26 protein-coding genes and 1 other RNA gene are annotated in these 23,078 nt (G+C 56.3%); 20 read left to right on the forward strand and 7 right to left on the reverse strand.

Annotation, left to right across the window (positions count from 1 at the left end; all coding sequences use genetic code 11):
- Positions 1–69: 69 nt before the first annotated feature.
- From ACR0J2_RS02070 to ACR0J2_RS02095, 6 genes are all read right to left on the reverse strand, one after another.
- On the reverse strand, positions 70–501 hold the full coding sequence (locus ACR0J2_RS02070; protein ID WP_170615095.1) for an ester cyclase: 432 nt from the start codon (positions 499–501) through the stop codon (positions 70–72).
- Positions 502–594: 93 nt separating this feature from the next.
- Positions 595–941, reverse strand: a transfer-messenger RNA (tmRNA) gene (gene ssrA, locus ACR0J2_RS02075).
- Positions 942–977: 36 nt separating this feature from the next.
- Positions 978–1,340, reverse strand: a complete 363-nt coding sequence (locus ACR0J2_RS02080; RefSeq protein WP_170806303.1) for a DUF4345 family protein — start codon at positions 1,338–1,340, stop codon at positions 978–980.
- Positions 1,341–1,402: 62 nt separating this feature from the next.
- Entirely contained in the window at positions 1,403–2,053 is a 651-nt protein-coding gene (locus ACR0J2_RS02085; protein ID WP_480811525.1) for a hypothetical protein, read from the reverse strand.
- Between the two features lie 13 nt (positions 2,054–2,066).
- Positions 2,067–3,467 carry a selenium-binding protein SBP56-related protein gene (locus tag ACR0J2_RS02090; protein WP_480811526.1) on the reverse strand — a complete coding sequence of 467 codons (1,401 nt, stop codon included), beginning with the start codon at positions 3,465–3,467 and terminating at the stop codon, positions 2,067–2,069.
- A gap of 128 nt (positions 3,468–3,595) precedes the next feature.
- The gene (locus tag ACR0J2_RS02095) at positions 3,596–4,327 is read right to left on the reverse strand and encodes a FadR/GntR family transcriptional regulator (protein ID WP_170806306.1); all 732 of its coding nucleotides are present in this window, start codon (positions 4,325–4,327) and stop codon (positions 3,596–3,598) included.
- A gap of 59 nt (positions 4,328–4,386) precedes the next feature.
- Here ACR0J2_RS02095 and ACR0J2_RS02100 point away from each other — a divergent pair, with 59 nt between their 5' ends.
- The 18 genes from ACR0J2_RS02100 to ACR0J2_RS02185 all read left to right on the forward strand — a co-directional run bounded on the left by ACR0J2_RS02100 (position 4,387) and on the right by ACR0J2_RS02185 (position 20,579).
- Positions 4,387–5,205, forward strand: coding sequence for a DUF2182 domain-containing protein (locus ACR0J2_RS02100; RefSeq protein ID WP_480811527.1), 819 nt, complete (start codon positions 4,387–4,389; stop codon positions 5,203–5,205).
- Between the two features lie 4 nt (positions 5,206–5,209).
- Positions 5,210–5,914, forward strand: a complete 705-nt coding sequence (locus tag ACR0J2_RS02105; protein ID WP_170615090.1) for a DUF1326 domain-containing protein — start codon at positions 5,210–5,212, stop codon at positions 5,912–5,914.
- A complete protein-coding gene (locus tag ACR0J2_RS02110) occupies positions 5,914–6,420 on the forward strand; it encodes a DinB family protein (protein WP_170677700.1) in 507 nt (168 codons plus the stop codon). The genes ACR0J2_RS02105 and ACR0J2_RS02110 overlap by 1 nt, the downstream gene beginning before the upstream one ends.
- Entirely contained in the window at positions 6,421–7,524 is a 1,104-nt protein-coding gene (locus ACR0J2_RS02115) for a dimethylsulfoniopropionate demethylase (protein WP_480811528.1), read from the forward strand.
- A 95-nt stretch (positions 7,525–7,619) separates the two neighbouring features.
- Entirely contained in the window at positions 7,620–8,615 is a 996-nt protein-coding gene (acuI, locus tag ACR0J2_RS02120) for an acryloyl-CoA reductase (protein ID WP_480811529.1), read from the forward strand.
- A gap of 185 nt (positions 8,616–8,800) precedes the next feature.
- Positions 8,801–9,364, forward strand: a complete 564-nt coding sequence (gene frr / locus ACR0J2_RS02125) for a ribosome recycling factor (protein ID WP_170618994.1) — start codon at positions 8,801–8,803, stop codon at positions 9,362–9,364.
- Between the two features lie 9 nt (positions 9,365–9,373).
- Positions 9,374–10,105, forward strand: a complete 732-nt coding sequence (locus ACR0J2_RS02130) for an isoprenyl transferase (protein ID WP_170615086.1) — start codon at positions 9,374–9,376, stop codon at positions 10,103–10,105.
- Positions 10,102–10,884: a phosphatidate cytidylyltransferase gene (locus tag ACR0J2_RS02135; RefSeq protein ID WP_170677022.1), complete on the forward strand. Its 783-nt coding sequence runs from the start codon at positions 10,102–10,104 to the stop codon at positions 10,882–10,884. Before ACR0J2_RS02130 ends, ACR0J2_RS02135 begins: the two co-directional genes overlap by 4 nt.
- Entirely contained in the window at positions 10,884–12,056 is a 1,173-nt protein-coding gene (gene dxr / locus ACR0J2_RS02140; protein ID WP_480811530.1) for a 1-deoxy-D-xylulose-5-phosphate reductoisomerase, read from the forward strand. Before ACR0J2_RS02135 ends, dxr begins: the two co-directional genes overlap by 1 nt.
- Before the next feature lie 4 nt (positions 12,057–12,060).
- Positions 12,061–13,413, forward strand: coding sequence for an RIP metalloprotease RseP (rseP, locus tag ACR0J2_RS02145; RefSeq protein ID WP_480811531.1), 1,353 nt, complete (start codon positions 12,061–12,063; stop codon positions 13,411–13,413).
- Positions 13,414–13,503: 90 nt separating this feature from the next.
- A complete protein-coding gene (locus tag ACR0J2_RS02150; RefSeq protein ID WP_321253046.1) occupies positions 13,504–13,632 on the forward strand; it encodes a hypothetical protein in 129 nt (42 codons plus the stop codon).
- A 127-nt stretch (positions 13,633–13,759) separates the two neighbouring features.
- Positions 13,760–16,120 (forward strand): outer membrane protein assembly factor BamA, encoded by a 2,361-nt coding sequence (bamA, locus tag ACR0J2_RS02155; protein ID WP_480811532.1) that lies wholly within the window; start codon positions 13,760–13,762, stop codon positions 16,118–16,120.
- Positions 16,121–16,127: 7 nt separating this feature from the next.
- Positions 16,128–16,718, forward strand: coding sequence for an OmpH/Skp family outer membrane protein (locus tag ACR0J2_RS02160; RefSeq protein ID WP_480811533.1), 591 nt, complete (start codon positions 16,128–16,130; stop codon positions 16,716–16,718).
- A gap of 72 nt (positions 16,719–16,790) precedes the next feature.
- Entirely contained in the window at positions 16,791–17,264 is a 474-nt protein-coding gene (fabZ, locus tag ACR0J2_RS02165; protein ID WP_170615080.1) for a 3-hydroxyacyl-ACP dehydratase FabZ, read from the forward strand.
- Positions 17,261–18,046: an acyl-ACP--UDP-N-acetylglucosamine O-acyltransferase gene (gene lpxA / locus ACR0J2_RS02170; protein WP_321253038.1), complete on the forward strand. Its 786-nt coding sequence runs from the start codon at positions 17,261–17,263 to the stop codon at positions 18,044–18,046. The genes fabZ and lpxA overlap by 4 nt, the downstream gene beginning before the upstream one ends.
- 4 nt (positions 18,047–18,050) lie before the next feature.
- Positions 18,051–18,845 carry a UDP-2,3-diacylglucosamine diphosphatase LpxI domain-containing protein gene (locus tag ACR0J2_RS02175; protein WP_170806316.1) on the forward strand — a complete coding sequence of 265 codons (795 nt, stop codon included), beginning with the start codon at positions 18,051–18,053 and terminating at the stop codon, positions 18,843–18,845.
- On the forward strand, positions 18,845–20,011 hold the full coding sequence (gene lpxB, locus ACR0J2_RS02180) for a lipid-A-disaccharide synthase (protein WP_480811534.1): 1,167 nt from the start codon (positions 18,845–18,847) through the stop codon (positions 20,009–20,011). The genes ACR0J2_RS02175 and lpxB overlap by 1 nt, the downstream gene beginning before the upstream one ends.
- Positions 20,004–20,579, forward strand: a complete 576-nt coding sequence (locus tag ACR0J2_RS02185) for a hypothetical protein (protein ID WP_170615076.1) — start codon at positions 20,004–20,006, stop codon at positions 20,577–20,579. Before lpxB ends, ACR0J2_RS02185 begins: the two co-directional genes overlap by 8 nt.
- Positions 20,580–20,609: 30 nt before the next feature.
- Here ACR0J2_RS02185 and mnmA read toward each other — a convergent pair whose 3' ends face one another.
- The gene (gene mnmA, locus ACR0J2_RS02190) at positions 20,610–21,755 is read right to left on the reverse strand and encodes a tRNA 2-thiouridine(34) synthase MnmA (protein WP_480811535.1); all 1,146 of its coding nucleotides are present in this window, start codon (positions 21,753–21,755) and stop codon (positions 20,610–20,612) included.
- A 129-nt stretch (positions 21,756–21,884) separates the two neighbouring features.
- Between mnmA and sciP the strand changes: the two genes are divergently transcribed.
- Together sciP and ctrA are read left to right on the forward strand one after the other, a co-directional pair.
- On the forward strand, positions 21,885–22,178 hold the full coding sequence (gene sciP, locus ACR0J2_RS02195; RefSeq protein ID WP_480811536.1) for a CtrA inhibitor SciP: 294 nt from the start codon (positions 21,885–21,887) through the stop codon (positions 22,176–22,178).
- A gap of 83 nt (positions 22,179–22,261) precedes the next feature.
- Positions 22,262–22,978: a response regulator transcription factor CtrA gene (gene ctrA / locus ACR0J2_RS02200; RefSeq protein WP_170677042.1), complete on the forward strand. Its 717-nt coding sequence runs from the start codon at positions 22,262–22,264 to the stop codon at positions 22,976–22,978.
- Positions 22,979–23,078 lie beyond the last annotated feature (100 nt).

Raw genomic sequence — 23,078 nt, forward strand, 5'->3', positions numbered from 1 at the left:
GTTCGCAATGTTACCCCATACCCTTTGCTAACGTGGATCGGCTTTCATGGTCAAGGTCGCAGGTTTTGATCAGGCCCAGTCCAGTCGTTGTCCGGTCATGCAGACGGGCAGGGTATCTTCGGGAAACTGTCCAAGCTGTTCAAAAAAAGAAATAAAGTCGAACTGATTATAAGCTTCGACCATGTACCCGTCTTTGATACGCGCGATGACGCTGCCGCTTGCCTGTAGTGGTGCGCCATTGTCGGCGCGTGTCGTCTGTAGATGGACAATGGCAGAAACCCAATCGCCGTCTTCGATTATCTTCGGCAGGTCGACTTTTATGTCGCCAAGGATATGCCGGAATGCGGTCACCAGATCACGGAAATCGTCAGCGCCGACCTGCATTTCCGGGATCAACCCCTCGGCCAGCGTGTCGGGGGCAAAGAACTGTCCGATGGCTTCTGTGTTGCCGTTTTCCCAAACCTCTGAATACCACTGCCTGAGCAATTCGGAATGTGACATCGCCGCTCTCCCTTCTGATGGAAGTGACGATGGCAAAAAGGAATGAACAATCCCTGAACAAGAGAGTGTTTCTGACCGGACAAATTGCATTGAAATGCAGGTTTCTGTTGCCAGGTACCTGCGAACCCCGCCTTACGCTGCTAGGCGCAAGGACTTAAGTTTCGGTCTTGCTACTGCTTACGCAGCAACTGCAACCGGAGCACGATTGTCGTTTGCAATTGTACTATTTTCGCCGATAACGGTGGCAGACAGCCGAGACAAAGCTAACTCCTTTAGACGTTCGTCGATCCTGTTTCGGCCCCATGTTCCCCAAACGAAGGATATTGGTGGAGCCGCCGGGTACCGCCCCCGGGTCCGATCCGCTTATTACGAGCGCGTTTATGTCCATAGTCCCGAAGGACCCTTCATATATAGGTGACGTTCCGATCGGATGCAAATCCATAATTTGACAGATGTAATTGTTTCTTTTCAAAATATTAAACTGATTTGTTCATGTTCGCCAGGATCAGCCAGATTGCCAACGCCAGTTCGATTCCGCCGAAAACCATCGCCTTGGCCAGTGGCGGGTTGTCCAGTGCAATCGATACGAACCGGCCCAATGCCGCGCCGGCATAGACCACGCCAAGCATCGTGTAGGCCATTGGGCTATTGAACCACAAAACAGCAAGGCCAGTAACTACGAACAATCCGCCAACCGAAGCGCGCATCTCGCTCAGGCCCATGGTGCTGTTTGTTGGGGCTAAATCCAGTGAAGCCGCAGTCCAGGCCGGAGCCAGAAAGCCGAAAAGGCCAAAGCCGATTGTCAGTATCGCGGCAAGCGTATTCAGGGTCGGGGTCATTCCGTTCTCATGTCGTTTTTGTTGAAAGGGAGAGTAATGCGCATGTTCGCAAAGGAAAGAATCTAAATTGCCGACCACAGGCCCAGTATCCCCACAAGAATAAGGCTAAGTGCCCAGATGAGTTCGAGGTTGAACCAACTGCGTGACAGGAATTGCAGACCCAACCAGCGATAGACGGCATAGGCCAGAATGCCTCCGCCCAAAACCATTGCGGCTGTGTGAAGCGCGGCAACGGCCAGAACCAGAAGACTGTTGGTCGTCATGATCTCGGAAACCGCACGATGCCCGGCGTCCAGCTCATCCAGATTGCAAAGTCCCAGATAGATTGGAACCAGCATCAGCGCGGCGCCATGGGCCAGAGCGACAAGAAATGACCATAACGCCAGCTTGCCTGGAGGAACTCGGGAGAGGGCGCGGGGGTGGCGACGAACAATCGCGATGTAAAGGCCCATAGTGATGACGATCAGGGCCGCGCCGATCCTTATTTCGCGCTGGTAATCCACCAAAACCGCCATCAGCGCGAACGGCAGCAAGACCCCGAGCATGGCCAGAAAGTGCCCCCCAGCCAAGGCAGTCAGCGCTCGCCAAAGTGCCGATTGCTTCTGCTCCATCAATGCCGCTGAAACGGCCAGCGGCCAGCCCATGCCGGGGTTCAGGCCGTGATATGCGCCGCTAAGCACAACGGCCAGCCACAGGCCGGCCGTTGATGTCATCAGGAACTCCAAGTCAGACGGACGGATAGCAGAAACTGTCCGTCGAACAGTCGCCGCCTTCTAGCCGGATCTGGTGGCTGCGATAGCCCTTGGGGAAGTCGACCCAGAACTTCGGGTCCAGTGTCAGGCCGCCATTGTCACCGACATCGGCCTTGACCATGGCTGCGCCGCGTTCGCCCGGATAGAACTGATCATCCCAGGTGGAGTACAGCGAGTTGGTCCAGTAGACGCGTTTGCCATCCCGGCTGATCTCAACCATCTGCGGTCCGTAACCAAAGTCATTCCCGTTGGGATGCTTGGTCTTTTTGACGATCCCGCCGATCTCGACCTTGCCGGCCAGGGTCGGGTTCATCGGGTCCGACACATCGTATTGATGCATCTCACCGGTGCCCCAACAGGCAACATAAAGGTACTTGTCGTCCAGACTCAGATCGATATCCGTGACCAGAGGCGGAACGGCCGAAAACCCCTTGAGAAGATCGGGAAGATCATCGGGATCAGCGGGTTGCGGATCGATTGTGATGGTCTTCTTGGCTTCGAACGTTCCGTCGTCATTGCGCCACCAGGTGAAGATGGCACCTTGAAGATTAGTGGTATCCACCACAACGCCACAGAAGCCGTGTTGCTTGACCGGATCATGCGCCGGGCGGATTTCCAACGCCATCTGATGGTTTTCGCCCAGATCGATGGTTTGGATATTCGTGCGGCTGCGCAGGTTCCAGAAATGGATGCGGTGGCCGTACTTGTTCGACAGCAGATCCTCGGCCACGATCCCGTTTTCAAACTGCGGCGGCAGCGCCCATTCGGAACTGACCATGTAATCACGCGGCAGGTTCCACCAGAAGTCATAGTGTTTGTCCTGAACCCCGCGTTCGATTTCATATCGGCCTATGATCTCGAAGCTTTCGCAATCCATGATGAAGATACCCGGCGGGCCGTCTGTGCCGTCTTTGCCACCGCCACCCAATGTGCTGACGTAGATGCCTTCGGGGCCGCAGTGAATGGTATGAGGCCGGGAATATCCCGTCTTGGCAAAAACTTCCTCGGGTTCGATGATCTTGTGAATCTTCGCTTCCAGCGGGTTTTTGACATCGATGATGTAAATGCGGCTGGACCGTATGCCGGGAATAATAAGATAGCGGCGTTCTAGAAATGCATGGCCGCTGAGCGGCGACAGCGATGATGAGCAGGCGTTCCAGCCGAAATGGTGAAACTCGTCACCCTTTTCGGGCATGATCACCTGATGAACGATTTTTCCGAAATCCGCCGAAGTCGGATCGACGTTAACGACAGCCAGACCATCCGGTTGCGAAAAGTCGGGGCTGAGCATCAGCGTGAAGGCCAGAGTTTCCGTTGGGCCCTCCATCGCGAGCTTGGCGGATGGGTAAAAGGTTGGGTCCGGTCTTTGGTTCATAACGTCCTCCCGTAAGTAATTGTAATTCAATTTGCATTGAGAGATCCGGTCTTCATGCCGGCTGTCATGCTGCCTGCCCGAGTGTCGTTTTCGTCTGCCTCCTCCGTCAAGCTTTATCTGATGTGAAATCAGGCTGGGTTGCGTCGGCGTTCAGCCACGTCATGGGCCAGTTGCCTCGTATAGGTTTCCAGTTCAACGAGCGTTCGGTCCACCGCCACTGCATCCCGCGCCTCAATCGAATCGGCGATCCGGTTGTGCAGCGCAATGATCTCTTCCCGGGACCGGGCGGAGAAGGTGATCATGTTCATCAGCGGCTGCATCGCTTCGACCGCACCCGCCAGCTGGTAGGACAAAACCGGATTGCCTGCGGCGTCGACCAAAGCGCGATGAAAGGCAACATCCGAGGCACAAAAAGCTTCATCCGTCAGCCCGGGTTGTGACTGACGATAGATTTCGGCCCGCATCGTGGCCAGATGATCCGGGGTGTGTCGCTCTGCCGAAAGGGCGGCGCAGGCCCGCTCGAGCGCGTAACGGGCTTCGCAGGCGATGTCGAAACTGACAGCATTCATTGACAGCAACAGGGTCGAGGTGGTGACTTGCTGTGAATAGGCGTCCTCAAAGCTCAGTTTGTTGACAAAAGCACCACCCGAAGCGCCACGCTGGGTTCGGATAAGAGATTGCGCGGCGAGCCTTTTGAGCGCCTCGCGCACGGTCGGCCGCGAGACCTTAAACTGTTCCGACAACTCGGCCTCGGACGGAAGGCGCGCGTCGACAATCAACTCACCCGAGACAATGGCGTCGCGAATGGCCTGAGCGATCTGTGCCGACAAGTCTGCCGGTTTTTTGGGATCAACTTTCATGTCCGACACGCCAAAACTCAGTTTTTATTTGTCTGACATTTAAAAGTCTGACATTTGAAATGCAAGGACTGAGTCGGGAGGAGCGAGTGAGTCGCGCAGTTTTACGCAGCGGTCTTTGGCTGAGTTTCTACATCACGATCCTCTGGGCGTGGTGGATGATGTTCTCGATGAGCCGAGACATGGACCTCGATCTTATCGGGCGACCGGGTCCGATGGGCGAGGCGATGCGCGTGATGGACCCGCGCATGGACATGTATATGCCCATGGCGGAATTCGGTCCGCTGTTCTGGATGTGGGCTATCATGATGGCGGCCATGATGCTGCCGACTTTGGTTCCGACGCTGCGCAGTTACGATGATCTTATCCACAGCGCCAATGGTACGCGTGCCGGTTGGGTCGGCGTTTTGGCTGGGTATTTTCTGGTTTGGGTTGGATTTGCCGCCTTTATCGCCGCGGTTCAGCTTTCGCTGCTTTTTGGCGGCATTGTCGACATGCTCGGTATCGCCAAACCCGGCTATTTCGCCGCTGGACTTATGATCGTTGTGGGCGCTTTTCAGTTCAGCCGCGCCAAAGAGGTGTGTCATGGTGTGTGTCACGCCCCGATGACGTACTTTCTTGGCCACTGGAAAACCGGTTTCCTGGGTGGCCTGCGGATGGGGCTTGGGCTGGGCGCATTTTGTGTTGGCTGTTGCTGGGGCTTCATGGCGCTGGGGTTTGTAGGCGGTGTCATGAGCCTGTTGTGGATGGGTCTGGCGACTCTGTTCATGGTTTTGGAAAAACTACCCCAGATCGGTCACGCGGTCACACGACCGCTGGGGTTCGCATTGATCGCGGGTGGTCTTCTTCTGCTCGTGTATCCTATCACATACGGAGGGTAAGCTTATGGCTAAAAACAGAAAAAAGGATTCCGACAAGCTTCCGATCAGCCAGCGGATCGACAGTCGCATGCCGAACCCAAAACGCCGCGAGATGAGCCCGACGGACTGGTCCATCAAGGGTGAGCTGATCCTGAATTGTTCCTGCGATGTGTTTTGCCCCTGCGTGGTTTCGCTGGGCGCGCATCCCCCGACCGAGGGTCACTGCCATGCCTGGATGGGTATCATCATTGATGAAGGGCACTATGAAGGTGAGGACCTGTCGGGCCTGAACGTGGGATTGCTGGTCGATATCCCGGGCCGCATGGGGGAAGGCCAGTGGAAAGTGGCCGCGTATGTGGACGAACGCGCCAGCGGCAAGGCGTATAACGGCTTGCTTCAGATATTCAGCGGGCAGGCCGGCGGAACGACCGGGCTTTTTACCATGCTGGTCAGCGAAATCATTGGGGCCGAGCGCGCTCCGGTCGAGATCGAGCGGGACGGAACCAAACGTCGCATCATGATCGGCCGGAAGATTCAGGGTGAAATTGAAATGCTGGCAGGCAAGGACCCCGAGCATCCGGTGATGGTCTCCAACTCGAAGTATTGGATGGGACCGGACATCATTGTCGCGAAGGGAAACAAATCAAAGGTTCGCGATTATGGCCGTGTCTGGGATTTTGGTGGCAAGTCCGCTGAAATCTGTCCCATCGACTGGCATGGGCCCAAATGATGATTACAGGTGCCTATGCGCGTCAAATGGCCAGATACAATAACTGGCAGAACAGCCAGTTAAAAGGATTCCTGCAAGCGCTGCCACAAGAAGAACTGATGCGTGAGCGTGGTGCGTTCTTTGGCTCGATCATGGGAACGGCCAACCATCTTTTGTGGGGTGACTGGATCTGGATTTCGCGCTTTGACAAGGGAACGGGACCGGGTGGCGGGATCCCGGAAAGCACATCTGTCTGCGCTGGTCTGTCCGATTGGATGCCGCTTCGTGAGACCGTTGATGTCCGAATTGCCAAATGGGCCGACGAGTTGGGTGACGACGTCTTAACCGGAGACTTTACCTGGTTTTCAGCCGCAAAAGAAGCTGATGTTACAAAGCCTTACGCGCAATGCGTCATCCACATGTTCAATCACCAGACCCATCATCGGGGACAGTTGCACAAAATGTTGACGGAAGCCGGATCATCCGCGCCGGTCAGTGATCTGGTTTTTCTGCCGGAGGGTGCCTGAATGGCCCTGATTTCACCGTCTCGCCGACTGCGCCGAACACCTTTTTCCGAAGGCGTCGAGGAAGCGGGTGTCAAAGCGTACACGGTTTACAACAGGATGTTGTTGCCGACGGTGTTCGAGTCGCTTGAAGCGGATTGCCGCCATCTCAAGACCCACGTTCAGGTTTGGGATGTTTCTTGCGAGCGTCAGATCGAGGTTCGCGGTTCTGATGCGGCGCGCCTGCTGCAGATGCTCACCCCGCGTGATCTGAGCAGAATGGTGACCGGTCAGTGCTACTATGTTCCGATCGTGAACCAGGCCGGAGGTATGCTGAACGACCCCGTCGCGCTGAAATTGTCCGAAGACCGCTATTGGATCTCGATCGCGGACAGTGACTTGTTGTTCTGGGTCAATGGCTTGGCGAATGGGCTCGCACTGGATGTTCAGGTTTGGGAACCGGATGTCTCGCCTCTGGCGATTCAAGGCCCGAAGTCCGATGAATTGATGGCGCGTGTTTTCGGCGACGGGATCCGCGACATCCGCTTTTTCCGGTTCGGCCTGTTCCGGTTTCGCGGGCGCGAACTTGTCATCGCGCGGTCCGGATACTCGAAACAGGGCGGGTTCGAGGTTTATGTAGACGGCAGTGATATCGGTATGCCGCTATGGAACGCCCTTTTCAAAGCCGGGGAAGATCTGCATGTGCGCGCCGGTTGCCCAAACCTGATTGAACGTATCGAAGGCGGGCTTTTGTCTTATGGTAACGACATGACCCACGAAAACACCCCGCACGAATGCGGGTTGGGCAAGTTCTGCAACACGGAAGTCGTGACGGAATGTGTGGGTCGGGACGCTCTGGTGACGGCCTCCGAGAAGGGTCCCAAACAGCAGATCCGGCCGGTCGCGATTGACGGCGATCCAGTACCCCCGTGCGACCGGGCCTGGCCAGCCTTCAGTGAAGGGAAACGGGTCGGGCAGGTCACATCGGCCGTCTGGTCGCCGGATTTCGGAACAAACGTTGCAATCGGAATGGTACACGCCAGCCATTGGGCAGCGGGTACGGAACTGGAAATTCAAACTTCACGGGGCATGCGCAAGGCGGTTGTTCAGGCCAAATTCTGGGCCTGACGGGCAGGGGCTATGCCCTCGTCACTGCACACCACCCCGAAAAATCTTACCAGGTAAATGCGATATCCTGGCTGTGAAAAGGAAAGGAAAGCACGATGTTCAATGCGTTGGTAATGGAGAAAGACGAAGAAAGCGGGTTGGCCAGTGCGTCGATCAAAGAACTGTCGATTGATGATCTGCCCCATGGCGAGGTTACGGTCGCCGTCGAATACTCGACCGTAAATTACAAGGACGGTCTGTGCTTGTCATCCAAAGGCGGCGGGCTGGTCCGCAGCTATCCGCATATTCCGGGCATCGACTACGCAGGAACGGTCGAGACGTCCTCAGACAGCAGGTACAATCCGGGCGACAAAGTGGTTCTGACCGGCTGGCGCGTGGGTGAGGCCCATTGGGGCGGCTTTTCGCAGAAAGCCAACGCACTGGCCGACTGGCTGGTTCCGTTGCCCGATGGGTTGGACGCGCGGCAGGCGATGGCTGTGGGAACAGCTGGTTTCACTGCCATGCTTGCGGTCATGGCGCTGGAGGACCATGGCCTGCAGCCGGGTCAGGGTCCTGTACTGGTCACAGGCGCGGCCGGAGGCGTTGGGTCCGTGGCAACTGCGATACTGGCCAATCTAGGCTATGAAGTTGCCGCAGTAACGGGGCGCGCGGAAGCTGCCGACTATCTGAAATCTCTGGGCGCGACCACGATCGTTCCGCGCGAGGATCTGAACGAGACCACAAAACGCCCGCTGGAAAGCGAGACCTGGGCGGGCTGTATTGATGCGGTAGGCGGTGCGATGCTGGCCCGGGTTCTGGGACAGATGAAATATGGCGCATCGGTTGCCGCGGTTGGTCTGGCCGGTGGGGCGGCCCTGCCTGCGACGGTCATCCCGTTCCTGTTGCGGGGCGTCAACCTGTTGGGCATCGACAGCGTGATGCAGCCTTATGACAACAGGGTGCGCGCGTGGAAACGTATCGCGACAGACCTGCCCATGGAAAAACTGAACGCCATGGTACAGCCTGCGTCTTTGAGCGATTTGCCCAAACTTGGCGCGGATATTCTTCAAGGACAGGTTCAGGGCCGTGTTGTCGTTGATGTAAACGCGTGACGCACCCGGTGATTTTCTAACCGGCCAGCGCCAATGCTGGCCGGTTCTTTTGCCGAGGAAACACCTCAAAAATGCCGGAAACACCTCTGGTCATTGGCGCAATTCCGGCTCATCATTGCTATACATCCCATTTGCGATGGCTTAAGACCCATTCCAACAGTACCTGAAAACGGGGAGTGAGCAGCATGTCTGACGATTTTGAACTGGACACTGATGATTTGAAACGCCGCATGGACGGCGCAATGGCAAACCTGAAAACCGAATTTGCATCCCTGCGGACTGGCCGGGCATCAGCTTCGATGCTGGAGCCGATCATGGTAGATGCCTATGGTTCGCTGACCCCGATCAACCAGGTGGGTACCGTCAACGTGCCGGAACCCCGGATGGTCACCGTGAACGTGTGGGACAAGTCCCTTGTCGGCAAAGTGGAAAAAGCCATTCGGGAAAGTGGGTTGGGCATAAATCCTCAACTGAACGGCACCATCATCATGCTGCCGATCCCCGAGTTGAACGAAGAGCGTCGTCGCGAACTGGGCAAGGTTGCAGGGCAGTACGCTGAAAGCGCACGGATCTCCATTCGGAACGTGCGCCGGGATGGCATGGACCAGATCAAGAAGGCCAAGTCCGACGGCATGTCTGAAGACGACCAGAAATTCTGGGAGACCGAGGTGCAGGATTTGACCGATGAGATGATTAAATCGGTTGATACCGCACTAGAGACCAAACAGGCAGAAATTATGCAGGTCTGAGCCGGAAGAATGCCCAACGATCCCCGCACTCCTATCGCCGCCGGACCGCGCCATGTCGCCATCATTATGGATGGCAATGGTCGTTGGGCTCAAGCACGTGGCCGGCCTAGGCTGTATGGACATCACGCAGGTGCGCGGCGTGTTCGCGAGGTGGTCGAAGCTTGCCCCGGTCTTGGCGTCAAGTATCTGACCGTATTCGCCTTTTCGACAGAGAACTGGAAGCGAACACAGGTCGAAGTCGCCGGACTGATGAGCCTGTTTCGCCGATACATAATCAAAGAAACGCGAACGCTCAAGGAAAACGGTATTCGCGTCCGCTTTATCGGAGACAGGGTGCGTCTGGATTCCAAGCTGACCAGACTGATGGACTCCCTTGAGGAAGAAACCCGAGACAATGATCTGGTCCATCTTACGGTTGCCTTGAACTACGGCGGGCGGGATGAAGTTGCCCGGGCTACGCAACGTCTGGCGCGAGACGTGGCAGCGGGCCGGTTGCGCCCCGAAGATGTGGATGAAGAAACGCTTCCAAGATACTTGGATACGCATGTTCTTCCGGATCCGGACCTTGTAATTCGCACCAGCGGCGAAGCGCGGATTTCGAACTTTCTTCTGTGGCAGTCAGCCTATTCCGAATATGAGTTCATCGACACGCTTTGGCCGGATTTCACAGCAGCTGAACTTGAACATTTGTGTCGGAACTTTGGCTCGCGTGAGCGCCGCTTTGGCGCAGTTCTCGCATGAGCGATGGTCGATGGTCTGACCTGACGGCCCGAATTCTGTCGGCAGCTGTTCTGGTTGCTATCGGTGCAGTGGAAGTGTGGCTTGGCGGATTGTGGTTCGAAGCATTCATCGCTGCGGCCTGCGCCATCATGACCTGGGAACTGGTCCGCATGATTGATCCGGGTCAAGCCGGTCTGGCGGTTCAGTTGGGGATATTGACCGGGGTTGCCGTCGTCCTCAGCTATCACCTGCCTGCGCTTTACACGTTGCCGTTTTTGCTCGCGCCAGCGCTGGTCGGGGCAGGGCAGATCAGTCGGGCAAAAGGGCTTTATGCCGCGTTTGCCTTCTGGATCGCTGCTGCTGGACTGGGTTTCATCTCAATCCGTGAAACCATGGGTTTTGGCTGGATGGTCTGGCTGATCGCCGTTGTCGTTGCAACAGATGTCGCGGGGTATTTTGTTGGCAAAACGTTTGGCGGACCTAAGTTCTGGCCCAAGGTAAGCCCGAAGAAGACGTGGTCCGGTACGGCCGGCGGTTGGGTTGCCGCAGCCATTGTTGGCGGTGTTGTCGCGATGCAGGCCGGGTTTGGTGTTTTGTTTGTGCTGATTTCGGTACTGGCGTCGATGGCCAGTCAGGCCGGGGATATCGTGGAAAGCGCGGTTAAACGAAAGTTTGGCGTCAAAGACAGCTCGAACCTGATACCCGGGCATGGCGGCTTTCTTGACCGGTTCGATGGAATGATGGGGGCTGCCTTGTTCGTGTTGATCGCAGGGTTGTTCTACGCCCCCGGGGTTATGTAATGCGCAAGATCTCAATTTTTGGCGCGACCGGGTCCATCGGTCAAAACACCATTGACCTGATCGCCCGGAATCCTTCGTCCTACGATGTTGTTGCGCTGACGGGCGGGGCAAACATCCGACAACTGGCCGAAGATGCGCGCAGGCTCGGCGCTGATTTGGCCGTGACCGCCCATGAGGACCGGCTTGAGGATTTGCGGGACGCTCTTTCCGGCAGCGGGGTTGCGGTCGCGGCAGGCGAAAAAGCACTGGCCGAGGCTGCATCCCGCCCGGCCGACTGGGTGATGTCGGCCATTGTGGGGGCAGCCGGGTTAACTCCGGGCATCGAAGCCCTGAAACAAGGGGCGACGCTGGCCTTGGCAAACAAAGAGACGCTGGTGTGTGCTGGTTCTCTCGTTCTGGAGACTGCGCGCAAACACAACGCGCGCCTGCTGCCTGTGGACAGTGAACATTCGGCCGTGTTTCAGGCGCTGGTCGGAGAAAACATTGAGACCGTCGAACGGGTGATCATTACCGCCAGCGGCGGGGCGTTTCGTGATTGGCCCTTGTCGGACCTGGCCCTCGCGACGGTCGAGCAAGCGTCGAGTCACCCCAATTGGAACATGGGTCAACGGATTACCATCGATAGCGCATCAATGTTCAATAAGGCGCTGGAGGTAATTGAAACGAAAGAATTCTTTGGAATAGACCCGGACCAGATCGAAGTTCTGATCCACCCGGAATCGATTGTACATGCAATGGTTGGGTTCAGTGACGGCGCTGTCATGGCCCATATGGGTGCACCGGATATGCGCCATGCCATTGGCTACGCTCTGCACTGGCCCGAAAGGCAGAGCCTGCCGGTCGACCGTCTGAACCTAGCACGGCTTGGGCAGCTTCGGTTTCAAAACCCTGACGAATCGCGGTACCCCGCGTTGCGGCTGGCGCGCGAGGTGATGGCCCGTGGGGGTCTTTCCGGTGCCGTCTTCAACGCGGCCAAAGAACGTGCTCTGGACAGATTTATCGCCAAGGACATCGGATTTCTTGAGATGGGCGATACCGTTGCAGCGGTTCTGGACAGATTTGATACAGAAGATGGCCTTATTGATGCCCCTATGACCCTTGATAATGTGCAAAAAACGGACCATCTGGCACGTCAATGGGTCGACGAAGCCATTCTCCAACGAGCAGGATAAACCCTTGGACACTCTTTCCCTGATCCCTCAATTCGGCAGCCTGCTGTACACGATTGTTGCTTTTGTGGTTGCACTGTCCGTCATCGTCGCGGTGCACGAATACGGCCATTATATCGTTGGACGTTGGTCCGGCATTCATGCCGAGGTGTTTTCGATCGGATTCGGTCCTGTCCTGTGGAGCCGCATGGACAAGCGCGGGACAAAATGGCAGATCGCCCTGTTGCCGTTCGGTGGTTACGTCAAGTTTCTTGGTGATGCCAACGCTGCTTCGGGCAAGGACGAAGCTGCGATGCACGAAATTACCGAACAAAGCCCTCAAGAAGTACGCCGTACCATGCATGGTGCGCCTTTGTGGGCCCGTGCGGCGACCGTTGCGGCGGGGCCCGCGTTCAACTTCGCAATGTCCATCCTGGTTTTCGGGCTGATCTTCTGGTCTCAGGGTGTTTCACGAGAGCCACTAACGGTGGGCAAACTCCAACCATTGCCCGGATCTGTTCAGGAGTTACGGGAAGGCGATGAGATCATTGCAATTGCCGGTATTCCTACCCCGGATTTCGACGAGGAAATCTCGTGGATCGAGTTTACCGAGTCTCTGCCGGTTGAACCGAGCCTGGAATACACCATCATCCGGGACGGCGAGACACTGAATGTGTCCGCGCCCTGGCTGTTTCCGCCGCTGATCCAGCAGGTTACACCGCGCAGTGCTGCAATGGACATTCAACTGGCATCGGGCGACGTGATTACGTCGGTGGATGGAGAACCCATTTTTGCCTTCGAGCAATTGAAAGAGCGGGTCGAAGGATCTGACGGGCGTGTGCTGTTGCTGAACGTCTGGCGGGACGGCGCCGATCTGGAATTTGCCTTAGCCCCAAGACGTACGGATGAACCTCAGCCGGACGGCGGATTCGTAACGCATTGGCGTATCGGGATCGTCGGCGGGATGATGCTGGAACCGGCTACTGTTCCGGCGGGTCTATTGGATTCCCTGACAGGTGGGGCGCGTCAGACTTTGCGCGTAATCAACGGTTCTTTGTCTGGCATCTGGCATATGATTACAGGGGCGATCAGCACCTGCAACATGTCCGGTCCTATCGGTATTGCCGAGACATCCGGAGCAATGGCCAGTCAGGGCGCGCAGAGTTTTGTGTTCTTCATCGCGGTTCTGTCGACGGCCGTAGGCCTTCTGAATCTGTTCCCGATCCCGGCATTGGATGGCGGTCATCTGGTGTTCTACGCTTACGAAGCGGTCGCCGGCAAACCGCCTAGTGACGCAGTCCTGCGGATTCTGATGGGAGTGGGGATCAGCCTTATACTTGGCCTGATGCTGTTTTCTGTCAGCAACGACCTGTTCTGCTGAATGTGACGCCCCGCGCACATTGATGCCGCAATCTTGCCCAAATCCATGGCTAAGATTGTTTGGTGTATTGAAAGACAGGCTTAGAGACCGATGCCAAAGACTCTGCAAAGATCCTATCAAGGGTTCAGCGTTCTGTTCATATTGAACTGGGATGTTCTATTGTGCTTTGGCGCGACGGCTCTGGCGCTTGCAGGTGGGGCATACCTGGCAGGTATGTGATTCTCGCCCAACATGTTGATTGATTTAGACGGCCCGCTGGGCCGTTTTGTGTTTTTGCGCTTTTGACAAGACCCTTCAATCCCGTTACTCAGCATTAAAAGTCTGAAAATTCTGGGTAGTGAAAAAAATGACGGACAGGCGGGGCGTGGGCATATTCTGCGGTGTGAACAAGACTGCAAACTATATTTTGTGGCGCACACTAACGTTTCTTTTTCTTTTTAGTGCAATGAGTTTCGTGGCTGCGCCGCAGGCAGCACATGCTCAGAACTTCACGATCAATTCCTTCCAGGTGGAAGGTAACCGACGCATCGAAACCTCGACGATTATCTCGCGGACAGGAATCGAACCGGGTCAAACCGTGACGGCAGGACAGTTGAATGATGCCTATCAGCGATTGCTTGACAGTGGTGTTTTTGAAACAGTCGAACTGACACCGCGCGGGTCTATATTGGTAATCGAGGTTCAGGAATACCCCACGATCAACCAGATCAGCATCGAGGGCAATCGTCGCGTCAAGGACAATGTCTTGATGGATGCGATTTCATCGCAGCCGCGCAGGGTCTTTACGCCTCAGGTTGCCGAAGCGGACGCGGATCTGATTGCTGATATTTACTCGGCACAGGGTCGGGTTGCTGCAACTGTCATTCCGCGCATTATCCGGCGCAGCGACAACCGTGTCGACTTGGTGTTCGAAATCGCCGAAGGCACAACGATCGAAGTCGAGCGGGTCAGCTTTGTCGGCAACCGCGCATATTCCGACCGACGCCTGCGCAGGGTGCTGGAGACCAAGCAAGCGAACATCCTGCGGACTTTCCTGCGCGGCGACACGTTTATCGCGGACCGTATCGAATTCGACAAACAGGTTATTCGCGACTTTTACCTGTCGCGCGGCTATGTCGACTTTCGGGTGAACAGCGCAAATGTTGAATTCACCCGCGAACGGGATGCGTTCTTTCTGGTGATGAACATCACCGAAGGCCAGAAGTTCTCGTTTGGAAAAATCACGACTGTCAGCGAAATTCCCGGCGTCGACGCTGCCGCGTACCAGCAAGCCCTGAAAATCAAGCCGGGCGTGACGTATTCACCTTCTCTGGTCGAAAACTCGATTGCCCGGCAGGAACGGTTGGGTCTGAAGCAGGGCGTTGATTTCTTGCGGGTAGAGCCGCGTGTTACCCGTAACGAGAGAGATCTGACGCTCAACGTCGAATTTGTTCTGACCCGCGGTCCCCGGATTTTTGTCGAACGGATTGATATTGAAGGAAACACGACGACTTTGGACCGTGTGATCCGCCGTCAGTTCGATACCGTCGAAGGTGATCCGTTCAATCCCCGCGAAATCCGCCAGAGCGCTGAGCGTATTCGTGCCCTTGGTTTCTTCGCAACGGCGGATGTGGAACCTCGTGAAGGGTCATCGCCCAGTCAGGTCATCGTTGATGTGGACGTCGAAGAACAACCAACCGGCTCTCTCAGCCTTGGCGGTAGTTTCTCGGCCGCTGACGGATTTGGTATTGCGATCGGTCTGAACGAATCCAACTTCCTGGGACGCGGACAGAACTTGGGTCTTTCGCTTTCAACCGCGCAGGATTCGGAACAATACGTCATCAACTTTTCCGAACCCTATCTGTTGGGCCGAAAGCTGCGGTTCGATCTAGGCCTTGGTCTTTCGACAACCAATTCGAGCTTTGCAAGCTATGACACCGATACTGTGTTCTTCACCCCGCAAATCAGCTATGCGATTGGCGAACTTTCGTCGCTGAGCCTGCGTTACAGCTGGGACCGCAGTGAAATGACGCAGCAGGACAACCAGATCAACGGTGCCGTCATTGCCTCGGAAATTGCACAAGGTGAACGCAGCAGCAGTGCCTTGGGTATTTCCTATGTGTATGACAGCCGGCTCGCCGGTCTGAATCCAAATGCTGGTGTCCTGTTTGAGGTCGGTGTGGACGCGGCCGGTCTTGGTGGCGACGACAAGTTCATCAAATCGACCGCTCGCGGCATTGCCCAGACACGTGTTCTGAGCGAAGAGGTCGTCCTGCGCGCTTCGCTGGAAATGGGCGCATTCCATTGGAGAGGCAACGATTTCAGCCGAACCGTGGATCGCTTTGTTCTTGGCCCGAGTACTTTCCGCGGCTTCGATCCGGCCGGTATCGGCCCGCGCGATCTGTCGAACGGTCAGGATGATGCGATTGGCGGCAACTATTACTGGGTGGCCCGCTTCGAATCTGATTTCCCGCTTGGCCTTCCCGAAGAACTGGGCCTGCGCGGTGGTGTTTTCTACGACGTCGGCAACCTCTACAACATCGACAACGTCAATACTGCAGGGGCGAATATCGTCGGTGCTGATGGGTCAATCCGCCATGTTCTGGGCGTGTCGGTTCTTTGGGACACGCCGTTTGGCCCATTGCGCTTTAACTTCTCCAAAGCACTCAAAAAGGAAGACTTTGACCAGGAGCGCAGCTTTGACCTGACCATTCAGGCTCAGTTCTGATCCTTTGATGGTCATGCGGTTTATTCCAGACATTCAGGGCCCGGTTCGGGCCCTTTTTGTCGTTCTGCTTTTGCTTGGCGGAACTGCGACGCAAAGTACGGCACAGCAACTGGGTGTGCCGCAATCTGGTGTTTTGACATTGTCCAGCGAACGCCTTTTCGCTGGGTCAGAATTCGGTCAGCGCATCCTGCGCGAAATCGACGCCGAAAGTGCCTTGTTGGCGGAAGAAAACGAACGAATCGTTGCCGAATTGAGCAAGGAAGAAAAGGAACTGACGGAACGGCGGTCGACGTTGACAGCCGAAGAGTTCCGACCACTTGCCGAAGCGTTCGATGATAAGGTGCAATCCCACCGCGAAGGACAGCGGGCCAAACTTGATGCGCTCGCCCGTCGGAGCGAAAACTCCCGCAAGCTGTTTTTCGAGATGGTGCAACCGGTTCTGGTTGACCTCTTGCGAGAGACCGGGGCGTCGGTAATCCTCGAACAGTCGAATGTTTTGTTCCGCGCGGAGTCGTCCGATATCACCAACATGGCCATCCGTCGGATCAATGCGATGATCGGCGATGGTAGAAGATTGGATAACAAGGCAAGCGAATAGGCTTGCTTGCCCTTGTTCGCGGGTCTTGCTAACCACTCGAAAAAGAGAAATCCACGAAGGGACTCGTTTACCATGACGACGGAAACCAAGAGCGCCGACATTCAGTTGATCCAGCGGATCCTTCCGCATCGCTATCCGTTTCTGCTGGTCGACAAGGTGGTAGACATTTCTGGCTATCAGTCCGCGGTCGGCGTCAAGAACGTCACCATGAACGAGCCTCATTTTCAGGGTCATTTCCCTGGAACGCCGATCATGCCGGGGGTGACGATTGTCGAGGCAATGGCCCAGACCGCCGGTGTCATGCTGGGTGTCGGAATGGATGTCATCGACAGCGAGCTGCTGATCTATTTCATGAACATCGACAAGTGCAAATTTCGCCGGAAAGTGGTTCCCGGAGATGTGCTCGAAATGCACGTTGAAACCGTGCGCGGCAAAAAAGGCGGCAAGATCTTCAAATTCAGCGGTCGGGCAACTGTAGACGGCGAGGTTGCGGCCGAGGCTGAGTTTTCGGCCTATGTCGACTGGGACATGGAAAAAACAACATGAGCCGCATCCATCCCAGCGCAATCATCGAAGACGGCGCGCAGATTGGGCAGGACTGTGCCATCGGTCCGTTCTGTTATGTCGGCCCGCAGGTCAAACTGGCAGATCGCGTGGAACTGAAATCGCATGTTGTCGTGACCGGCGACACGTCTGTTGGCGAGGACACCGTAATCTTCAATTTTTCGGTCATCGGTGAGATACCGCAGGATTTGAAGTTCGGTGGCGAAAACACCCGGCTGGAAATTGGTCAGCGGAACCGCATTCGCGAACATGTGACAATCAACACCGGAACAGATGGTGGTGGCGGTGTTACGCGGGTAGGCGACGATTGTCTTTTGATGGCGGGTGTTCATGTGGCGCATGATGTGCAGATCGGCAATCGGGTCATCATGGTCAACCACGCCGGGGCTGCAGGGCATTGCATTGTCGAAGATGACGTAATCGTCGGCGGCATATCCGGTTTGCACCAATGGGTCCGCGTTGGTCGCGGTGCCATTATCGGGGCGCTGACAATGGTTGCCAACGACGTAATTCCATATGGACTTGTTCAGGCGCCTCGTGGCGAACTCGACGGGTTGAACCTCGTCGGTTTGAAACGCCGGGGCGTTCCGCGCGAAGATATCGCCGCCTTGCGCGCGGCTTTCCGCGAGCTGTCGAGCGGCGAGGGGACCTTCATGGACCGGGCCCACCGGATAGGCGAAGGCAACGACAGTGAGTATGTGCGGCGTATCGTCGATTTCGTGACCGGACACAGTGACCGTTCATTCCTGACACCGGGGAAATAGGACCGTGCTGGCTCTGATCGCAGGAACCGGGCAATTGCCGACCGAGGTGTTGAGCCATTTGCCCGAACGCCCTGTGATCTGCGCGCTCGAGGGCTTTCTGCCTGATGACCTGACGCCAGACATCGTTTTCCCTTTGGAGCGGTTCGGCAGTTTCATTGCTGAAATTCAAGCCCGTGGAGTGACCGAGATTTGCATGGCCGGCGCGGTGCGTCGCCCGGTCATTGATCCTTCGCGGATCGATGCGGCGACGATGCCATTGGTTCCGGTTATTCAGAAGGCAATTGTCTCAGGCGACGACGGCGCGTTGCGCGCTGTGATCAGTATTCTGGAAGACAGCGGGCTTTCGGTTCGCGCGGCACAGGATCTCGCGCCGGAACTGTTGCCCCCGTTGGGATGTTTGACCGAAACCCAGCCTTCTGATGCGGATCTGGCGGATGCGGACCGCGCTGTCGGGATCGTGCGGGCCATGGGAGCGGCCGACATTGGTCAGGCCTGCGTGGTTTCCAAGGGGCAGGCCATGGCGGTTGAGGGGATTTTCGGAACCGCCTGGATGCTGCAATCCCTGACCCAAAGGCCGGATGCTGGCGGCGGCATTCTGTTCAAAGCCCCAAAACCCTCTCAGGACCATCGTGTTGATCTGCCTGCAATCGGGCCTGATACAGTGTCAGATGCGGTTGCAGCAGGTCTGTCGGGGATCGTTGTCGTAAAAGGTGGGGTCATCGTCCTTCAACGCAACCGGGTCGTCGAGGAATGCAACCGACTGGGTCTTTTCCTTCTCGTTCGTGAGCGGTCGGTCTGATGCGCGTGTTTCTGGTCGCCGGTGAACCCTCGGGCGACCGGTTGGGCGGCGCGTTGATGGAAGGGTTGAAGACGCTTGTCCCGGATGTCGAATTCGACGGGGTAGGCGGCCCTTTGATGCAGGCGCAGGGATTGAACAGCCGATTCCCAATGTCAGAACTGTCTGTCATGGGCCTGGTTGAAGTGCTGCCGAAGTTCTTCCACCTCAAACGCCGCATTGCCGAAACCGCACAAGCGGTGCTGGATACGCAGCCTGATGTGCTGATTACCATCGACAGCCCGGATTTCTCGCTTCGTGTGGCCAAGCTGGTGAAGGCGGGCAGCAACATTCGCACCGTTCACTATGTTGCGCCTAGCGTTTGGGCTTGGCGTCCCGGTCGGGCCGACAAAATGGCCAAGGTCATCGACCACGTTCTGGCCTTGTTGCCGTTCGAGCCGCAATACATGACAAAGGCCGGCATGGAATGCGATTTCGTCGGCCATCCAGTCGTCAACGAACCTATTGCAACGGATACGGACATATCGGAATTCCGAAGCGCCTATGATCTGGGAGAAGCACCGATCCTGCTGGCGCTTCCCGGATCACGCCGCGGGGAAGTCGAACGGCTTGCCCCGGTGTTTGGTGAAGCCCTGAGTTTGTTTTTGCGCGATCATCCGGACATGCGCGTCGTGGTCCCGGCAGTTGCGCACATCGTCGATACGGTGCGCGATCAGATCCGATCATGGCCGGGCGAACCCGTAGTGATCGACCCACGCGAGCTAGAGGCGGATCATGCGGCGTCTCGCAAGCATGCTGCGTTTGCAGCGGCAGATGTCGCACTGGCCGCGTCTGGCACAGTGTCGCTGGAACTCGCTGCGCAATCCACCCCAATGGTCATCGCCTATAAACTGACCTGGCTAACCCAGAAGATGGCCGAACGCATGGTCAAGCTGGATACGGTGACTTTGGTCAATCTGGTGTCAGACACCCGCACTGTGCCCGAATGCCTTTTGGACGATTGCCGCCCCGACAAGATTGCCGCAGCCTTGTCAAAGGTCATGGAAGTACCAGAGGCTCAGCAGGAGGCCATGGCCCTCACGATGGACCGTCTTGGGCGAGGTGGAGAGGCCCCGGGGTTGCGTGCGGCCCGCGCCGTGCTGGCACGGATGCGAAACGGGCATGATTGATCACGCTCTGTTTGCACTGTCTGCGGGAATCGCGCAGGTCTCGACAAATCTGGACAACCTTGCAGTGCTGTTCGGTCTGATCGTTGTCATGGGCCGACGTCGTCCGGTCGTGGGGTTCGCCGTCGCGCAAACCGTCGTTCTTCTACTGGCAACCGCCGTCGCCATCGGGCTGAGCCACAGCACATATCCAACGACTATTGGATACCTTGGCATTGTACCACTTGCATTGGGTATCCGGGGCATCTGGTTGCAGATTTCCGGGCGAGGAAAAACCGACACCCAGCCGCAAGGGGCCGTGATCTCGGTTGTTCTGTTGTTTCTCAGCCTGTCCATAGACACGTTTGCAGTCATGACACCGCTTCTTGCGGAATCCTCGGCCTCATACAGATGGGCAGGGCTGTTTGGTGCTGTCACCGCCGCTTGTCTACTGACAGGAGTTGCGGCCTGGGGGGCACCTAAGGCCAAATTGTTTGCACCCAGAATGGCCCGGCTGGACCGGATCGCACCCTATATTATGGTCGCGGTCGGTCTGTATATTCTTCTCAATACCGGGACGGATGCCCTTTAGGCCCCAGACAGACTGAGGCCAGAAGCCACGTTAGTATCCCCGCCAGATCCATCCGCCGCCAAAAATGCGGCTTCCATCTGTTTCATAGAACACACAAGCCTGACCGGGCGAGATGCCTTCTTCCGGGGTCAGTAACTCCACCTCGGCGGTCGTGTCCGACAGTGGCCTGACAATCGCTTCGCGCGGGGGGCGGGTCGAACGAACCTTGACCGAGACATGCCATTCTTTTTGTGACGTGAACGGAGTGTCCCCCAGCCAGTTGATCTCGCGGACGGGAACGGTACGTGTGGCCAGCATTTCCTTGGGACCAACAACAACCTGTTTGTTGTCCACATCCAGTTTGACGACATAAAGCGGTTCGCTCAGCCCACCGATGCCCAGCCCACGCCGCTGGCCAATGGTGTAGTGAATGACGCCGTTGTGTTGTGCCAGAACGCGACCGTCCGCATGAACAATTTCACCCGGTTCGGCAGCTCCGGGGCGCAGCTTTTCGATCACGCCGGCATAGTTTCCATCAGGAACAAAACAGATGTCCTGACTGTCAGGTTTATCTGCAACGGACAAGCCATACTGCGCGGCCATCTCGCGGGTTGCGTCCTTGGAAGGCAGGTGCCCCAAAGGGAAACGCAGGAAATCCAGTTGTTCCGGCGTGGTCGAGAACAGGAAATAAGACTGATCGCGGTTTGCATCTTCAGCGCTGTGCAGCTCCGGCCCATTGGGACCAACCTTGCGCTGGATGTAGTGGCCGGTTGCCATGCAGTCGGCCTCGAGATCCTTAGCGGTTTCCAGCAGATCCTTGAATTTCACACGCTCATTGCAACGAATACAGGGAACGGGCGTTGCGCCCGCCAGATAACTGTCAGCGAACTCGTCGATCACTGCGTCTTTGAAGATGTTTTCGTAGTCCAGCACGTAATGCGGGAAGCCCCGCTCTTCGGCCACGCGACGTGCATCGTGAATATCGATACCGGCACAACAGGCACCCTTCTTGGCCAGTGCCGCGCCGTGATCGTAAAGCTGCAGCGTTACGCCCACGACGTCATACCCCTGATCAGCCAGATAGGCGGCCACAACAGAGCTGTCGACACCACCGGACATGGCCACGACCACCCGGGTTTCCGAGGGCGGTTTGGCAAATCCAAGCGAGTTCAGCGGAGTCTCGGTATCGAGGGCCATGGCATTTCCAGTGCGGATTAAGAAAGACCGGCAGAATATAGGAAAATTCTAGACACTCTCAAGGGGCGGTTTCATGTGGCTTTAAGTATGCTGGGCGCAGCTTTGTCGCAGCAGAAAGTGAGGCGAACGATGTATTTGCACAAAGTTGAGGGGCCAAGATCGGTAACCCTGCCGGATGGAACGGTTTTATCACGGGCTGATCTGCCTCCGGCGGAAACGCGCCGCTGGGTCGCCTCGCGCAAGGCAACTGTTGTTCGGGGCGTGGTGTATGGGCTGATTTCCCTATCGGACGCAAAGAAACGATATGGAATCAGTGACGAGGAATTCAATGGGTGGGTCGCCGCCGTCGCAGACTACGGGGTGGACGCATTAAAAGTGACAGCGTTAAAAAAATATAGACAACCCAAGGTAGAGCATGAATAAATGATTCAACGGTAACACCGGGTTAACTATTTTTGATCAAGGTTGAATTGAAATTGCAATATTGACCTGAATTGGAGCAGTGAATGCGTATACTTCTTGTCGAGGATGATCCGACAACGTCCAAAAGCATCGAACTGATGCTGACACATGCCAACCTGAACGTTTACGCAACGGATCTCGGCGAAGAAGGCATCGATCTGGCAAAGCTTTATGACTACGACCTGATATTGCTGGACCTCAACCTGCCGGACATGACCGGACATGAAGTGTTACGGCAACTGCGGATTGCTCGGGTCGAAACTCCGATCCTGATACTGTCGGGCGCGGACGATACTGAAAGCAAAATCAAAGGGTTCGGTTTTGGTGCCGATGACTATCTGACCAAACCTTTCCATCGTGAAGAGTTGGTTGCCCGTATTCACGCGATCATTCGGCGCTCGAAGGGGCATTCACAGTCCGTCATTCACACCGGGCGTGTCGCGGTCAACCTTGACGCAAAAACTGTTGAGGTCGAGGGGAAAGCGGTTCACCTGACAGGCAAAGAATATCAAATGCTCGAACTGCTGAGCCTTCGAAAGGGAACAACCCTGACAAAGGAGATGTTTCTAAATCATTTATACGGCGGAATGGACGAACCGGAACTTAAGATCATTGATGTCTTCATTTGCAAGCTACGCAAGAAACTGAGCAATGCAACCGGAGGTGAAAATTACATCGATACGGTTTGGGGGCGGGGCTATGTTTTGCGCGATCCGCAAAACAACAGCCTCGATGAAACCCGCATGGCAGTCGGCGCCTGAGCGAAATCTGAAAATGCCGCTGCCGGTTCAGGGCGGCACCCTCACTCACGAACAGCACGACTGGACCTGGCCATGACCTCGCCCTATCACTGAGGTCCAA

Source organism: Ruegeria sp. CG4 (assembly GCF_056537185.1).

Coding starts and splice junctions, on each gene's coding strand:
- sciP (WP_480811536.1), top strand. CDS start 21,885: ATGTATTTGCACAAAGTTGAGGGGCCAAGATCGGTAACCCTGCCGGAT.
- ACR0J2_RS02095 (WP_170806306.1), bottom strand. CDS start 4,327: ATGAAAGTTGATCCCAAAAAACCGGCAGACTTGTCGGCACAGATCGCT.
- ACR0J2_RS02150 (WP_321253046.1), top strand. CDS start 13,504: ATGCCAAAGACTCTGCAAAGATCCTATCAAGGGTTCAGCGTTCTGTTC.
- lpxB (WP_480811534.1), top strand. CDS start 18,845: ATGCGCGTGTTTCTGGTCGCCGGTGAACCCTCGGGCGACCGGTTGGGC.
- ACR0J2_RS02135 (WP_170677022.1), top strand. CDS start 10,102: ATGAGCGATGGTCGATGGTCTGACCTGACGGCCCGAATTCTGTCGGCA.
- ACR0J2_RS02080 (WP_170806303.1), bottom strand. CDS start 1,340: ATGACCCCGACCCTGAATACGCTTGCCGCGATACTGACAATCGGCTTT.
- mnmA (WP_480811535.1), bottom strand. CDS start 21,755: ATGGCCCTCGATACCGAGACTCCGCTGAACTCGCTTGGATTTGCCAAA.
- ACR0J2_RS02110 (WP_170677700.1), top strand. CDS start 5,914: ATGATTACAGGTGCCTATGCGCGTCAAATGGCCAGATACAATAACTGG.
- lpxA (WP_321253038.1), top strand. CDS start 17,261: ATGAGCCGCATCCATCCCAGCGCAATCATCGAAGACGGCGCGCAGATT.
- acuI (WP_480811529.1), top strand. CDS start 7,620: ATGTTCAATGCGTTGGTAATGGAGAAAGACGAAGAAAGCGGGTTGGCC.
- ACR0J2_RS02130 (WP_170615086.1), top strand. CDS start 9,374: ATGCCCAACGATCCCCGCACTCCTATCGCCGCCGGACCGCGCCATGTC.
- ACR0J2_RS02070 (WP_170615095.1), bottom strand. CDS start 501: ATGTCACATTCCGAATTGCTCAGGCAGTGGTATTCAGAGGTTTGGGAA.
- frr (WP_170618994.1), top strand. CDS start 8,801: ATGTCTGACGATTTTGAACTGGACACTGATGATTTGAAACGCCGCATG.
- ACR0J2_RS02160 (WP_480811533.1), top strand. CDS start 16,128: ATGGTCATGCGGTTTATTCCAGACATTCAGGGCCCGGTTCGGGCCCTT.
- bamA (WP_480811532.1), top strand. CDS start 13,760: ATGACGGACAGGCGGGGCGTGGGCATATTCTGCGGTGTGAACAAGACT.
- ACR0J2_RS02100 (WP_480811527.1), top strand. CDS start 4,387: ATGCAAGGACTGAGTCGGGAGGAGCGAGTGAGTCGCGCAGTTTTACGC.
- dxr (WP_480811530.1), top strand. CDS start 10,884: ATGCGCAAGATCTCAATTTTTGGCGCGACCGGGTCCATCGGTCAAAAC.
- fabZ (WP_170615080.1), top strand. CDS start 16,791: ATGACGACGGAAACCAAGAGCGCCGACATTCAGTTGATCCAGCGGATC.
- ACR0J2_RS02085 (WP_480811525.1), bottom strand. CDS start 2,053: ATGACATCAACGGCCGGCCTGTGGCTGGCCGTTGTGCTTAGCGGCGCA.
- ctrA (WP_170677042.1), top strand. CDS start 22,262: ATGCGTATACTTCTTGTCGAGGATGATCCGACAACGTCCAAAAGCATC.
- ACR0J2_RS02115 (WP_480811528.1), top strand. CDS start 6,421: ATGGCCCTGATTTCACCGTCTCGCCGACTGCGCCGAACACCTTTTTCC.
- ACR0J2_RS02185 (WP_170615076.1), top strand. CDS start 20,004: ATGATTGATCACGCTCTGTTTGCACTGTCTGCGGGAATCGCGCAGGTC.
- ACR0J2_RS02105 (WP_170615090.1), top strand. CDS start 5,210: ATGGCTAAAAACAGAAAAAAGGATTCCGACAAGCTTCCGATCAGCCAG.
- ACR0J2_RS02090 (WP_480811526.1), bottom strand. CDS start 3,467: ATGAACCAAAGACCGGACCCAACCTTTTACCCATCCGCCAAGCTCGCG.